Below are 15,023 nucleotides of genomic sequence, written 5' to 3' on the forward strand. Positions count from 1 at the left end.
CTCGAGGGCGCAGAAGGGCATGGTCTCGTCTCCAGGGGGTGGCGGGCGATCGCCCGCCACCCCCTGGAGACGAGACCATGCCCTTCTGCGCCCTCGAGAGCCTCCGCTGATGGAGCTGGGCATCGCCGCGATCGTCGGCGTCTCGGTCCTCGTCGCGGTCGCCGTCTTCTCGCGGCGCCTCGGCGTCGCCGCCCCGATCGTCCTCGTGCTCGCCGGCGTCGGCCTCTCGTACATCCCCGGGGTGCCGGAGGTGGTCGTCCCGCACGAGTGGGTGCTCGACGGCGTGCTGCCGCCGCTGCTGTACGCGGCGGCGCTCAGCGTCCCGTTCATCGACTTCCGCCGGAATCTGACCACCATCACCGGCCTGTCGGTCGTGCTGGTGCTGATCTCGGCGGCCGGCGTCGGCGCGCTCCTCTTCCTCCTCCTCCCCGAGCTCGGGCTGGGCCTGGCGATCGCCGTGGGCGCGATCATCAGCCCGCCCGATGCGGTCGCCGCGACCTCGGTCGGCCGGCGCCTCGGCCTCCCGCCGCGGCTGCTCACCCTGCTCGAGGGCGAGGGGCTGATCAACGACGCGACCGCGCTGGTGCTCCTCCGCTCGGCCCTCGCCGCCGCCGCGGGGACGCTCGCGACGCCGTGGGCCGCGATCGGCGACTTCCTCTACGCGGTCGTCGTGGCCGTCGTGGTCGGGTTCGTGGCCAGCGTCGTCACCGTCTTCGTCCGCTCGCGGCTCGAGGACCCGGTGCTCAACACCGTCCTCTCCTTCATCGTCCCCTTCGTCGCGTTCATCCCCGCCGAGGGCCTGGGCGCCTCGGGCGTGCTCGCCGTGGTCGTCGCCGGCCTGCACACCGGGCACGCCTCCTCCCGCGCCTTCACCGCCCAGTCGCGGGTGAACGACCGGATCAACTGGCGGACCGTGCAGTTCCTGCTCGAGAACGGCGTGTTCCTGCTGATCGGTCTCGAGATCCGCTCGCTGATCCACGACGCCGACAGCGCGCGCCTCTCGGTGCCCGGAGCGGTCGGGATCGGCCTGATCGCGGTGGTCGGGCTGATCGTCGTGCGCTTCCTCTGGGTCGGCCCGGTCCTCCTCGGCGAGCGCTGGCAGACCCGCCGGGCCGAGCGCCGGGCCCGCGAGCAGAAGGAGCTGCTCGAGTCGCCCGAGGCGCAGGAGCTGCCGAAGGAGGAGCGCGGCCGGGCGAAGCGGCGCTACCTGCTGCGGCGCAGCGACTACCGGCACTTCAGCCGCAACGGCATCGGCTGGCGCGGCGGTCTGGTGCTCGGCTGGTCCGGGATGCGTGGAGTGGTGACCCTCGCGGCCGCGCAGTCGCTGCCCGAGGACATCCCCTACCGCCCGCAGCTCGTGCTGATCGCCTTCACCGTGGCCGTCGCGACCCTGCTGATCCAGGGCAGCACGCTGCCGCTGCTGATCCGGGCGCTGGGCATCCGCGGGATCGACGTGCCCGAGGACCAGCGCGCGCTCGCGGGTCTGCTCGACGAGATCACCGAGAAGGGCCTCTCGGTGCTGGAGCGCCCGGGCGACGCCGTCGAGGGCGCCGACGGCGTCGCTCCGGACGTCCTGGAGCGGGTGCGCCAGACGTCGTTCCTCCGCTCCGAGGCCGCCTGGGAGCGCTCGCGCGGCACGGAGCGGTCGGTCGCGGACACTCCGCACCGCCTCTACCGGGCGCTGCGCCTCGCCGTGGTCGCGGCCGAGCGGGAGGCGCTGCTGGACGCGCGCTCGCGCCGCGCCTACCCGCAGCGCATCCTCCGCGACGCCCAGTCGCTGCTCGACCTCGAGGAGACGCGGCTGCGCGTGCGGCGGGGCGCCGACTCGTAGGGTGCGGGCTCCCGGCGCGCCGGCTCGCAGGGCTTCGGCCTGCGGGGCTTCGGCTTGCAGAGCTTCGGCACGTATCGCTCCGTCCCGTACGGTTCCGGCGGTCTCGAACCAGGGACCACCGACACCGGATCATGACGATCGCTCAACGGGGGATGCCCGCGCCGATCGCGTCCTGTGGAGGAGCACCGAGCGCCCCGAGTGCGCGCGACCCGTGCCGACCCGCGGACCGCCACCGGACGGCCTCCCGGCATAGCCCGCCGATGCGTCACCCCCCGTTAAGCCGGTCTCCCCGGCTCCCCTACCGACGCCGCCGCCCCACCAGTAATCTGCGGATCGCCTGAGAATCGGATCCCCCGAGCCGGTCGGGCCTCCGGAAGGCCCGCCATGCGCTCGAACCCGTCCCGCTCGACCACATCCCGCTCGACCACATCCCGATCGACCACATCCCGATCGACCAGGTCCCGCTTCCGGCGCCCCCTCGCCGGCGGCCTGGCCGCCGCCCTCGCGGCCGCGGCCCTCACACTGGTCGGCGCGCCCCCGGCGTCGGCCGAGCCCTTCTCCAACGCGTGCCCGACGAAGACGACGTTCACCGTGCCGTCGAACGTCCGCGTCGCCGATGTGGCCGCAGCGGGCAGCCGCGGAAGCGACGGAGGCGACTACCTCAACGAGATCGGCCCGGACAACCAGGGCGGTGAAGGCGGCGACGGCGCCTTCCTGGGGCTGGAGAACGTGAAGGTGACTCCCGGGCAGAAGATCTACTCGGGCACGATCTCGAGCGCCAGCGGCAGCATCGGCAGCAGTGACGGCGGAGGCGACGCGACCTGGGTGTCCTTCAGCCCCCTCGACGAGAACTGCGATCCGGTCGGAGCGGACATGATCATCGTCGCCGCGGGCGGCGGAAGCGGATCGCACGCCACGGAGCTGTACGACGGCTCCGACGGCGGCGACGCCGGGCAGCCGGGCGAGCCCGGCCACGGCAGCGGCGACTTCCCGGGAGGAGCCGGTGGCGGCGCCACGATCGACACTCCCGGCACCGGGGGCGCCGGCGGCGACACGGCCTACCTGGGCGGATTCCTCGGCGCCGTCCCGACCTTCGGCTCCGAGACCCCCGGAGGGAACGGGCGGATGTTCTGGGACGGCCTGGGCACCGACCGGCCCGCCCCCGGTTTCGGCGGCGAGGGCGGACGATCCGCGAACTACGTCTATGCCAGCGGCGCGAGGGGCGGCGCCGGATCGGCGGGCGGCGGAGGCGGCGGCGCCGGAGGCGGCGACTTCCTGATCACGAACCTCGGAGCGGCCGGGGGCGGCGGCGGAGGCGGCGGCAGCTGGCCGATCGCGGACCCGGACCTGAGCCCCTACAAGGTCGGTGCCGCGTGGGTCACCTGGCTCCCCGACGCGACGCTGACGGCGACCGCCTCGACGACCGAGGTCGACGTCCCCACGACGCTCTCCGCCACGCTCTCGACGAACTCCTACCGGGAGGTGGGGGATACCTTCGTCCACAAGGCGCGCCCCATCGGCGGCGGGCAGATCTCCTTCACCGAGTTCAGCGGCCAGACGCAGCGCCTGCTCGGAACGGCCGCTCTGACCGGCCTCGAGACGACCGAGACCGTGAGCATCGAGGTGCCCGGAGGATTCAGCCGGGGGGACCACGAGATCCGCGTGCTCTACACGGGGTACACGGGCGTCACGTTCTCCTACTCCCTGCGCACCCCGATCGCGCGCAGCACCTTCACGCTGGCGTCCGCGAGCCCCCAGACCATCTCCTTCCCGGAGCTGACCGGCCTCGACATCGGCGGTGAGGGCACGACCCTGCAGGCGACGGCCTCCTCCGGGCTGCCCGTGACCTACGCCAGCACGACCCCCGGCGTCTGCACCGTCGCCGACGGCCGCGTCCACGCCCGTGTCGGCGGCCTGTGCTCGATCACCGCCTCCCAGGCGGGGGCGACGGGATGGAGGGCGGCCCCCGACGTCGTGCGCACAGCGCAGTCGCCGAAGGCTCCCCAGTCGATCGGCATCGACGAGACCTACGACGGCGCCGAAGTGTCCACGGGCCTCTACGCCGTCTTCGCGACCGCCTCGACGGGCCTCCCGGTCTCCTTCGCGAGCCTCACTCCTGATGTCTGCAGGGTCGACGGCACCCCCGGGCAGAACGGACGCCTGACCCGCGGCTTCATCGAGGGGACAGCCGTCGGCACCTGCACCGTCCGCGCCGAGCAGGCGGGGAACGACGAGTACGCCGCGGCCGAGCCCGTCGACCTGACGTTCGCCGTGCAGGTCCGGCCCCCGATCCCCGTCATGGTCAAGCCCCAGACCGTCGGCTTCCGGATCCCCTCGATCGGCCTGGTGACCGATCGCGACTACGACGTGCGCGCCACGGCGACGAGCGGGCTCCCGGTCACGGTCACGAGCGCGACGCCCGAGGTCTGCTCGATCATCGGCGGCACCGCCGTGCGGAACCTCGCGCCGGGGACCTGCACCCTGTTCTTCGACCAGGCGGGGTCCGCCGAGTACTCCGCCGCGCCCCGGCGCTCGGGGTCCTACACCGTCGACCGGCAGTACCAGACCATCACCCACGACTACCCGAGCGGCGTCGACACCGGACGCCTGTCCACCTACCTCCCCGCCGCGAGCACCACCTCCGGCCTGCCGCTGACCATCGGAGCGACCGGAGCCTGCACGGTCGCCGACGGCGTCGTCACCTTCACCGAGACCGGCGCGCCCTGCGTCGTGACCGTCGACCAGCCCGGTGACGCGGACTTCCAGCCCGCCCTGCAGCGCTCGCAGACGTTCCTCGTGAGCAGCCGGAGCCAGACCGTCACGATGAGCACGCCGCCGGCGACCGCGGCGGTCGGCGCGTCGGCCACCGTGACCGCGTCCAGCAGCTCGGGCCTGCCCGTCTCGCTGTCCGCCTCGGGCGCCTGCTCGACGAGCCCGCAGAGCAGGGGGACCGCCGAGATCGCCTTCACCACCGCCGGGACCTGCCTCATCTCCGCGGCGCAGCCCGGCGACAGCGGCTGGGCGGCCGCTCCGACGGTCGAGCGCACGGTCGCCGTGACCCTTCCCGCCCAGACGATCGCCTTCACCTCCATCCCGCCGTCCCCTGCGCTCGCGGGCGGCACCTACACGCCCGCGGCGACGGGCGGCGCCTCCGGGCAGCCGGTCGTGCTCGCCGCGTCGGGCGCCTGCACCCTGACGGAGGGCGTCGTCGCCTTCGCGGGAACCGGCACCTGCACCGTCACCGCCGATCAGGCCGGGGACTCCGGTCATCTCGCCGCTGCGCAGGTCTCGCAGACCATCGCAGTGGGCCTGGCCGCCGGGTCCGTCTCGTTCGGCGGCGACGCTCCGGTCGACGCGGTCGTCGGCGGATCGTCCACGCCGGTGATCGTCCGGGGCCCGTCCTCCGCCGATCCGCTGCTCGCCGCCTCGGGAGCCTGCTCGGTCTCCGGGGGCTCGGTCTCCTACGACCACGCCGGCACCTGCACCCTGACCCTCGAGCAGGCCGGCGACGCTGCGCACGCCGCTGCTCGCGCCGACCGCGCCTTCACGATCGGCAGGGCTGCGCAGACCGTCGCCTTCACCTCCACCGCTCCCGCGGCGGTCGTCGGAGGAGCGTGGACGCCGACCGTCGCCGGCGGCGGGTCGAGCGCCCCGATCGTCCTCGGGACCGCCTCCGCGGCCTGCACCGTCGCGGGCGGCACCGTGACCTTCACCGCTCCGGGCGACTGCGTGCTGACCCTCGACCAGGCCGGCGACGCCGACCGCGACGCCTCCCCGCAGGCGACCCGCACCCTCGCGGTGACCGCCGCGTCGGTCGAGAAGAAGCCGCAGACCGTCGCGTTCACCGCGAACACCTCGGCGACCCCCGCCACCGGAGTCGCCTACTCCCTCGCCGCGCGGGCCTCCTCCGGGCTCGCGGTGACCTACACCGCCACCGGCCCGTGCACCGTCACCTCGGCGGGCACCGTCACCCTCACCGGGACCAGCGCCTGCACCGTCACCGCCGCTCAGGCCGGTGACGGCACCTGGGCCGCCGCGACCGCCACCCGCATCGTCAAGGTCGTCCCGGGCAGCCGCGCCGACCTCAAGGTCGCCCTCACCCCCACCACCACGAGGATCACCGGGAGGACCCTCACCGCCACCACCACCGTCACCAACGTCGGCACCCGCGACACCGGATCCACCGTCATCCAGATGATCGTCCCCACCAGCGTGACCGACACCGGAGGCGCCACCCGCACCCCCGGCAGGATCGCCGGGACGACCGTCCTCACCTGGAAGATCCCCACTCTCGGAGCCGGGCAGAGCACCACCCGGACCGTCGTCCTCAACCCCCGGACGGGCACGTCGACGATCACCGCCAAGGGCTCCACCGCGATCGGCGACCCCACCCCCGCGAACAACACCGTCACCAGGAGCTACAAGAAGTAGGAGCGGCCGGGGGGCGGCCCCTCGACGGGAGCGGAGGCGTTCCGGACGAGCCGCCGTCCGTCGTCTCGCGACGTCGACAGGGCGGGATCCGACAGCCCTGACCCCCCGATCCCGCCGCAGGCCCTCTCCCGCGCCTGTCCGGGGGTGCCGGCTCGGCCCGGCGCCGGTGACACGCGGCGCGGTTCTGCCAGGATCGACACCAGCACGCTCATCGTCTCGATCCGGTCCGCCGGATCCCTCCTCGACAAGGACGGCACTGTGGGAATTCGCGAGTACGGACGTCTTCTCCGCCGGGGCTGGCTCGTCATCTCGATCTTCGTCGCCCTCGGCCTCGCGGCCGCCTCCGTGGCGACCATGGCGTCGGAGTCGGAGTACCGGGCGCAGACGACCGTGTTCGTCTCCGTCGCGACCGCCGACAACCAGTCCAGCGCCGAGGTCGGCGCGTCCTTCACCAGCGCCGAGGCCCGGGTGGCCTCCTACGTCGCGCTGGTCGACTCGAGCTCGGTGCTGCAGCCCGTCATCGACGACCTCGGACTCGACATGACCGTCGGCGACCTGGCGGGCGAGGTCACTCCGGCCGCGCTCCCCGGCACGGTCATCATGAGCATCGACGTGGTCGACGCCGACGCCCAGCAGGCCGCGCGGATCGCCGACGCGGTCGCCGAGAGCCTGCGCAGCTACGTCGCGCAGATCGAGCGCCCCGTCACGGGCGGCGCGAGCCGGGTCGACGTGAAGGTGCTCGAGGCCGCCTCCGTGCCGGGCTCGCCGCTCAGCCCCGACCTGCTCGTCTACCTGGTGCTCGGCGGAGCGACCGGCCTCATCCTCGGCGTCGGCGTCGTCGTGCTGCGCTCGCTCGGCGACTCCCGCATCCGCTCGGCCAAGGACGTCGCCGCCGGCACCACCCTGCCGGTGCTCGAGTCGATCCCCTTCGACACGGCCGTCCGCCGCTCCCCCCTCGTCGTGGACGGCCGCAGCGCCGTCGCCGAGTCGTTCCGGATGCTGCGCACGACGCTCCTCTTCGGCTCCGGCACCCACGAGCGCACCCTGCTCGTCACCTCCGCCCGCGAGGGCGACGGCAAGAGCACGGTGGCCGCGAACCTCGCCGTCTCGATCGCCCAGATCGGCCGCACTGTGGTGCTGATCGACGCCGACCTGCGCGACCCGGCGCAGTCGACGGTCTTCCGCGTCCCCACGGGCGGACCGACCCTCGCCGATCTGCTCCGCACCGGCACCCTGCCCGCCGACGGGTCACTGCCCGTCAGCGCGCAGGGCGTCACGGTGCTCACGGCCGGCGGCAGCCAGGCGAACCCGAGCGACCTGATCGGCACCCCCGCGATGGAGCGCGTGATCGCGCACCTCTCGCGCCGCTACGACCACGTGATCGTCGACTCCCCCGCGATCCTCTCGGCCACCGACGCGGTGCTGCTGGGCAAGATGGTCGCCACGACCGTCCTCGTCGCGGGCGCCGGGGTCTCGTCCTCGGCCGACCTCGTCGCCGCGGCCGACCGGCTACGGGACGTCGGGGGCGACGTCCTCGGGACCGTGGTCGCGCAGGCTCCCCGCAGCACGGTCGTCACCGCCGCGGCGACGGCGTCCGCCTGAGACCCGGGAGCGCTGCAGCCGGTGCCGGCGCCCCTCCCCGCGGGGAGTGACGACGTGGGCCCCGGTGCCGGCGCGCGGCCCGTCGAGGTGGGCGGCGTTGCGCGAGGGTGAGGGCTCGCGGACCCGGGCGGTGCCCGCGCGCACCGCCTGCTCGGCCCGTCCCGCCACGACGCCCATGCCGCAGACGATCCAGAGCGTGTACGCCACCGGACCCTCCTGGAGCGTCGGCAGCACCGTGTAGCTGACCAGCGTGCCCGCGACCACGGCCGTGGGCAGGAAGCCGTCGAGGGTCGGCGCGCGCAGCCCGCGGAGGAACAGGTACACCAGCAGCGCCGCGAACAGCAGCATCACGATGATCCCCGACTCGATCGCGAGCACGAGGAAGAAGCTCTCGACGAGGACGCTGTCGGTCGAGTACAGCTGCGCGCGCGGGCCGACCTTGCCGAGGCCGAAGCCGAACGGGTGCGCGACGAGCAGCGGGATGTTCTCGAGCAGGCTGTCGCTGTGGCCGATCAGCGACGGGTCGGCGACGTGCGAGATCACCTTGTCGATGTAGAGGTAGAGCGTGACTCCGCCGATGGCCGCGGCCGTGGTCACGGTGAGCATCGCCCACACCAGCATCGGCTTCGCGCGGAACAGCGCCCAGGCCACCAGGGTCACCGCGAGCATCGCCAGGCCGATGTAGCCGCTCCGGGACTGCGTCAGGTAGACGGCCACCAGCGGCAGGAGCGTCAGAGCGCCCTTCAGCCACAGCGGCCATCGGGGGCGGGTCCACAGCACGGCGAGCGCGATCGTGACGGCGACGGCGCTCTCGTTCGGGGCGCTGTAGGGGCTGAAGCCGCGGGGCACGATGCTGCCGGCGACGAAGAGGGAGGAGGGGAACGGCGTCCCGGGAGCCAGCGGGAACACCCCGAGGGTGAACAGCCAGTCGAGCCCCTGGTTCCAGGTGAGGATCGTCGTGATCGACGAGAGCTGCAGCGCGACGACGAACGCGGTCGCGAGGATTCCGAGGTGGCGCTTCTCGAGCACCGCGGGCACCACGATGAGCGCGAGGAACGGCAGGAAGTCGTTGCGCCAGCCGTACGCGGCCTGGATCGGGTTCTCGGTCCACACGGCCGAGACGGCGCCGAGGCCGACGATCATCAGCACCAGCACGACGATCGGCACCGGCACCCGCCTGATCCGCCCGCTGACCAGCACGAGCAGGAAGAGTCCGAGGATCGTGGCGTCCTTGATCGCGCCGAACGCGGTCGCCGAGGCGCCCGGCAGGAACGCGGAGGCGACTCCGTTCGCGGGGAGGGCGAAGACCAGCAGCAGGACGCCCAGCCACGGCAGGCCGAGCCCGTCGCGGCCGAGGAGGGCGCGGAGCGTGCGGCGGGTGCGCACCGGTCCGCGGGCAGCCGTGCGGGAGCCGGCCCGGGGCAGCGGCGCCGCGGTGCGGGTCATGCCGCGCCGCCCCGCATCGTGAGGCGCCGGACGACCAGCGGGACGTCGGAGGGCCGCGGGACGATGGTCCGCGCCGGGGGCCGGATCGCGAGCACCATCACCACCAGCGCCATCAGGATCCCGCTCGCGTTGGCGATGGCGGCGGCGATCGCGCCGTTCGCCGGGCCGAACGCGAACAGGAGCACGAGGCAGGTGATCAGCCCGGCGCCCTGCGCGACGGTGAGGCTGATGCCTCGGTTGCGCGCCGAGAGCACCTCGCCCGCGCTGACGGTGACGACCACGAAGACGGAGCCGAGGATCGCGAAGAAGACCGCGGGCATCGCCTCCGCGAACTCGTCGCCGAACAGGAACGGCACGCCCCAGGGGGTGACGACGGCGAGGAACACGGCCGAGGCCAGGCCGACCGCGAAGGCCGAGCGCAGCGCGTCGCCGGTCGCGGTGACGCGGGCGCCGCCCTCCGTCCGGCTGATGTCCGAGAAGACCGGAGCGGCGACCGCGTGCGCGAGGAACACGGGCAGCGTGCCGATCGTCACGGCGACCGAGTAGAGGCCGGCCTGGTGCGAGCCGATCAGCGGCAGCATGATGACCTGGTCGAGGCGCTGGTACGCGGCGTCCGAGGCCTGCGCGCCGTAGAAGGTGACGGAGCCGCGGACGAGCGGCCGCCAGGGCGCCGGAGCGGCTCCGCGGGGGCGGTCGAGCAGCGAGCCGATCAGCGCGGTCATCACGGAGCCGGCGAAGTTCGACCAGATCACGCCCGAGACGGTGATCGAGTCGAGGAGGAACAGCACCACGATCCCGCCGACGTAGACCAGCGGCTGGGTGGCCTGAAGCAGCGCGACCGCTCCGAAGCGGCGCTGCGCCCCGACGACGCCGATGTCGATCATCCAGCAGACCATGAGCGGGGTCCCGGTGATCGCGACGAACACCGCGATCGTGGCCGCCTCGTCGAGCGCCGAGAGGAGAGTGGAGGTGAGCAGCCAGGCGATCAGCGCCGCCGGGATCGCGGTCAGCAGCGCGAGCCGCCTGGCCGTGCGCACCGCGCCCAGGTCGCCCGCCGCGGCGAGAACGCGCCGGCGGATCTCGAGGGGCATGCCGAGCGCGAGGACGATCGGGATCAGGTACATCGAGGCGAGGGCCGCGGCCGTCTCGCCGCGTCCGCTCGGGCCGAGGGCCTGCGCGATCAGCGGGGCGCTGACCAGCCCGAGCGCCGCCACCGAGAGGCGGCTCGCGAGCATGGTGATCGGGGAGTTCAGGAGGCGCAGCAGCCCGCTCACGAGGCCTCCGCGGCCCGGGCGCCGACGGCGGCGAGCAGCCGCTCCTCGAAGCCGTCGAGAGCGAAGGTGCCGGTCTCGTCGTGGACGGTCAGGTGCATGCTGTCGCGCAGCGGCGCGATCTCGACCCAGACGCCGAGCGGGAAGCGCAGGTGGGCGGGCATCCCGGCGACCATGGTGTCCGGCTCGATCCGCGGCAGCAGCCCCTCCGGGACGGGCACCTCGGTGGAGGGGAGGGAGACGTGGATCTCCCACGGCACGCGGGGCGTTTCGCGCGGCGTGCGCAGGGGTGCCAGCGGGTGCCGCACGAGGGTCTTGATGCTCAGCAGCGCGCTCGCGAGCAGCCAGGTCGCGGGGAGGCCGGACCTGGTGGCCGCGGACAGCCGCTCGAGGAGCGAGGTCGCGGACCAGTCGTCGGCGCGGAGGCGGCCGAGCGGGAGGGAGGGCGAGAGGTTGCCGCCGACCTCCGTGCCCTTCGCGACCCAGCGGCGCGCGTCGACCGGGACGACGACGCGGAAGTCCAGGCCGTCGGCGGCGCACTCCTGCAGGGAGCGGAGCACGAGGCTCGCGGTCTTGAGCGACACCGGCGGGCGGGCGGGGCGCCGGCCCTCGCGCGCCTGCTCCGGGGTCGCGGCGATCGCCCGCAGAGTCTCGGGGCCGAGCACCGCGGTCACCAGGCGCGCGCGGCGGTCCGACTCCTCCTTCGAGAGGGTCGCGTCGAGCTGGTAGCCGGTGCCGGTCGCGGCGGTCAGAGTGCGGAAGGTGTCGCGGGCCCTCCTGGCGCCGGCGAGACCGGTGAGCTCGAAGCGCTCCACGATCTCGCGCAGCGGAGCGGCGGCGAGCGGCTTCGGAGCGGTGCCGTCGGCCCCCGGGGCGCCCAGCTTCTCGATCACGAGCGCGACGACCGCGGTCGCTCCGGTGCCGTCGAAGAGGCTGTGCGGGAGGGTGAAGCCGACCGTCGCGCCGTCGAACAGGATCCGGACCGGCAGCTCGCCCGGCGCGAACTGCGGCGCCAGCAGTCGGTGCGCCAGGTCCTCGCGCTCGAGCGGGCCGTCGACGACCCGCACGGCGCGCTCGGCCGCGTCGAGGGCGGCGGCCACGTCGATCCGGCGCCACCCGCGGAGGCGGGTGCGGCGCCGCAGGAGCACGGCGCCGCGGGGCGAGAGGAGGAGGTCGCGCAGCGCGGTGCGCACACGCTCCGCGGTCACGCCCGTCAGCGGGCCGACGTGGTAGCTGATGAGGAGGTCGTCGTAGCCGAGGTCGCGCGGGGCCCTCACGCCCGGCTCCTGCTCGCTCCCGCGGAGGCCCGCTCGGCGATGACGCTGAGCAGCGAGCGCTCGTAGCCGGCGTTCACCTCGGCCCAGGAGTAGGAGTGCACGGCCCGCAGGTGCCCGCGGTACGAGAGCCGCTCCTGCTCGATCGGGTCGTTCAGCACGGCGAGCACGCCCTCGGCGATCGCGTCCGGGGTCGGAGCGACGAAGCGCCCCGCCTCCTGGAGCACCTCGCGGTTGAAGACGGTGTCGCGGGCGACGACCGGAGCCCCGCAGGCCATCGCCTGCACGAGAGCCGGGTTGGTGCCGCCGACGCTGTGCCCGTGGAAGTAGGCCCCGGCGTGCTGCCAGAGGGAGTGGAGCCGGGTGTCGTCGCTGACGTGCCCGAACCAGTGCACCCGCGCGTTCTGCTGCGCGAGGGCGCTGACCGCCTGGTCGATCGGCCCGCCGTAGCCGGAGGAGCCGACGACGACCACGTCGTGGGTCCGCGCGATCCGCTCGGCCGCCTCGATGAATTCGGGCACCGTGTTCTCGGGGACGAAGCGCGCCACGATCAGCGCGTAGCCGCGGTGGGTGAGCCCCGGCTCGACCGGGTGCTCCGGGGGGACGTCGCCGCCGTAGGGGATGACGTCGCCGTCGCGGCCGAACTCCCGCTTCCAGCGCGTCTCGATCGCCGCGGCGTCGTAGACCATGCGGTCGCCGTGGCGGGCGGTCCAGACCGCGCCCTGGTGGAAGACGAACTTCGCGAAGCGGCCCCACTTGGCGCGGTCCCACTCGATGCCGTCGACGTTGACGACGGTGGGGATGCCGCGCTGCTTGAGGATCGGCAGCCAGAAGCCGTTGGCGCAGTTGAGCACCAGGGCGACGTCGGGCTTGCGCTTCGCCGCGTCGAGAGCGGCCGTGAGCCCGTAGGAGAGGGTGCTGAGCGACTTGCTCTCGACTCCCCGCGTCTGCCGGGTGATCACCCGCTCGTCGCGGTCCGGGTCCTGCAGGGCCGTGGTGCCCGGCCTTCCGTAGACCGTGACCTCCCATCCCTGCTCCGCCAGGTATGGCGCGAGACGTCGGACGGCTGTCTCGAATCCCCCGTAGTAACTGGGATAGCCCCGCGTGCCGATAATGGCGACCGACCTGCCCATGTCCCGGTTCTCCCTTTGTTGTGCGTCGCCTCGTCACAGGCGATCGCCGGACGAAATCTGCTGTCGCAATACCAGGCGTATGCGACGGTGCACAGCATTCATTCGACGGCCTACTCGCACCCCCGAAGGCGGGTATTCGCGCTCATACTAGCGGCGAACGGACCGCCGTTCGCCACCGCTGGAGGGACAGGATCGCGACACCCATCAGGAAGAAGATCGAGAGGATCAGGACGGTCATCCCGACGATGATCCGCTCCCCGCCCGAGAGCTCCGGGTCGAGGAACTCGTACACGTAGCGCGACGTGAGAGCGCCCCTGACGAAGGTGTAGGCGAACCACAGGACGGGGAACACCATCACCGCCCAGACCAGCCGGAGGTCGACCGGGCGGGCGCCCGGGACGGCGAGCAGCTCGACCAGCGCGAGCGCCGGCACGAGCACGTGCAGGACCACCGTGCTCGGGTTCAGCTGAGCCGGGTCGCCGAGCACGGCGGGCCCGTAGATCACCAGGAACAGGCCCGACATGCTCAGCAGCGTGGCGGTGTTGAGTGTGCGCATCGCGGTGACGGCCCGCGACTCCCCGTGCGCCGCAGCACTCCTCCTGCCCCCGGATCGCGCGGATCGCCAGGCGCTCCGGCCCGCGATCGCGAAGGCGATCACCGAGAGGATGTTGGTCAGCGCCGTGACCGAGCTCAGGAAGTCGGCGGTCGCGTCCGAGCCCACCTGCGTCTGGGCGACGACGACCGCGTTGAGCACCACGACCGCCCCCAGCGCGGCGACGGCCCAGCGGACGAGTGCAGTGCGGCGTCGAGCTCTCATGGGGCCCTCTCCTCGGTGCGGCGACCCTCGGGCCGGTACTCGTGGGCGTCCGGTGCAGGAGTCCGTTCGCTACAGTCGGGACATCCATGAGAACCCATTCCCAGACAGGGGTCGAATGCCCGGCACAGGTTCGCACCGAGGATCCCTACGGGTCCTGCTCGATGGTAATTGGTGGATTCGCGGCCCGATCTCCAACCGTGAGGTCATGCGAGAGATCACCTTCTCCTGGGCGCGACTCTTTCCTGAGGATTCCCTTGTCATTGCTGCCCCCCTGACGGGGGTGGAGACGGCGAGACGGGAGTTAGCGGGAATCGCCCGAGTAGTGCCGACAAGACTCCGGCCGCAGGGGATCAGCGCCGTTATCGAACTCTCTCTGCTCTCTCTCCGACTGCGTCCGGACATCACACTGGCGCACAACTTCACCCCCCTTCTGGGGCGGTCCGCGGTGTTCATCCAGGACTTCCTCTTCCTCACGAATCCGGAGTGGTTCACGCGGAGGGAGCGCGCCTACTTCTCGCTCATGCCGCTCAGCGTCCGCCGCGCCGACGTGGTGATCGCGAGCAGCGTCGCGGAGTCGCGCCGCATCGTCCGCACGTCCGCCGCGACGAGCGCGGTGCCCGTCGGCCTCGGCCTCAACCGGGCGTTCGCCGCCGCGGAGCCCGTGGCGCCCGCCGGCGTCGACGACCTCGACGGCTTCCTCCTCGCCGTCGGCCGCCTCAACGCGCGCAAGAACCTCGCGACCACGATCGAGGCCGCTCTCGCCTCGGGAGTGCTCTCCCCCTCCTTCCCGCTCCTCGTCGTCGGCGAGGCCTCGGGCGTCCGCACCGAGTTCCCTCCGGCCGTGCGCGCCGCACTCGACGACGGCTCGGTGCGCCTGCTCGGGCGGATCGAGACCGAGGAGCTGCGCTGGCTCTACGAGAACGCCGCACTGTTCCTCTTCCTCACCCTCGACGAGGGCTTCGGCCTGCCGACCCTCGAGGCCCTGGCCTGCCGCACGCCGATCCTCGCCAGCGACATCCCCGTGTTCCGCGAGATCCTCGGCGAGCACGCCCGCCTGGTCGATCCGCGCGACGTGCCGGCGATCGCGGCGTCGATCCGCGAGCTCGTCGCCGACCCGCCGGAGCCGCTCGATCCGGCTCCGGTGCTCGAGTACTACAGCTGGGACGCCGTGGTCGCCCGGCTGCGCGCCGCGATGGTGGCGGTGCTGCCGTGAGCGGG

At 73.2% G+C, this 15,023-nt stretch carries 9 protein-coding genes; 4 read left to right on the forward strand and 5 right to left on the reverse strand.

The genetic code is table 11. The annotated features are described in order from the left end of the window. The first annotated feature begins 109 nt into the window (after window positions 1–109). The 3 genes from C5D50_RS03600 (at window position 110) to C5D50_RS03615 (ending at window position 7,864) form a co-directional block, all read left to right on the forward strand. Entirely contained in the window at window positions 110–1,831 is a 1,722-nt protein-coding gene (locus C5D50_RS03600; protein ID WP_104282769.1) for a sodium:proton antiporter, read from the forward strand. A 384-nt stretch (window positions 1,832–2,215) separates the two neighbouring features. After that, the gene (locus C5D50_RS16480) at window positions 2,216–6,262 is read left to right on the forward strand and encodes a DUF11 domain-containing protein (RefSeq protein ID WP_181137280.1); all 4,047 of its coding nucleotides are present in this window, start codon (window positions 2,216–2,218) and stop codon (window positions 6,260–6,262) included. Window positions 6,263–6,520: 258 nt separating this feature from the next. Continuing rightward, window positions 6,521–7,864, forward strand: a complete 1,344-nt coding sequence (locus C5D50_RS03615; protein WP_146082086.1) for a polysaccharide biosynthesis tyrosine autokinase — start codon at window positions 6,521–6,523, stop codon at window positions 7,862–7,864. Here C5D50_RS03615 and C5D50_RS03620 read toward each other — a convergent pair. The 5 genes from C5D50_RS03620 to C5D50_RS16485 form a co-directional block, all read right to left on the reverse strand. Further along, window positions 7,772–9,310, reverse strand: coding sequence for an O-antigen ligase (locus C5D50_RS03620; RefSeq protein WP_104282772.1), 1,539 nt, complete (start codon window positions 9,308–9,310; stop codon window positions 7,772–7,774). The genes C5D50_RS03615 and C5D50_RS03620 overlap by 93 nt on opposite strands. Next, window positions 9,307–10,584, reverse strand: a complete 1,278-nt coding sequence (locus C5D50_RS03625; protein WP_104256436.1) for a lipopolysaccharide biosynthesis protein — start codon at window positions 10,582–10,584, stop codon at window positions 9,307–9,309. Before C5D50_RS03625 ends, C5D50_RS03620 begins: the two co-directional genes overlap by 4 nt. After that, on the reverse strand, window positions 10,581–11,858 hold the full coding sequence (locus C5D50_RS03630; RefSeq protein ID WP_104282773.1) for a hypothetical protein: 1,278 nt from the start codon (window positions 11,856–11,858) through the stop codon (window positions 10,581–10,583). The genes C5D50_RS03625 and C5D50_RS03630 overlap by 4 nt, the downstream gene beginning before the upstream one ends. Beyond that, window positions 11,855–12,988, reverse strand: a complete 1,134-nt coding sequence (locus tag C5D50_RS03635) for a glycosyltransferase (RefSeq protein ID WP_104282774.1) — start codon at window positions 12,986–12,988, stop codon at window positions 11,855–11,857. Before C5D50_RS03635 ends, C5D50_RS03630 begins: the two co-directional genes overlap by 4 nt. Window positions 12,989–13,130: 142 nt before the next feature. After that, window positions 13,131–13,805, reverse strand: a complete 675-nt coding sequence (locus C5D50_RS16485) for a Pr6Pr family membrane protein (protein ID WP_159940262.1) — start codon at window positions 13,803–13,805, stop codon at window positions 13,131–13,133. Window positions 13,806–14,250: 445 nt separating this feature from the next. Here C5D50_RS16485 and C5D50_RS16490 point away from each other — a divergent pair, with 445 nt between their 5' ends. Further along, a complete protein-coding gene (locus tag C5D50_RS16490) occupies window positions 14,251–15,018 on the forward strand; it encodes a glycosyltransferase family 1 protein (RefSeq protein WP_181137281.1) in 768 nt (255 codons plus the stop codon). Window positions 15,019–15,023 lie beyond the last annotated feature (5 nt).

The sequence above is a fragment of the Rathayibacter sp. RFBD1 genome (assembly GCF_002932915.1).
Taxonomy (GTDB): Bacteria; Actinomycetota; Actinomycetes; order Actinomycetales; family Microbacteriaceae; genus Rathayibacter.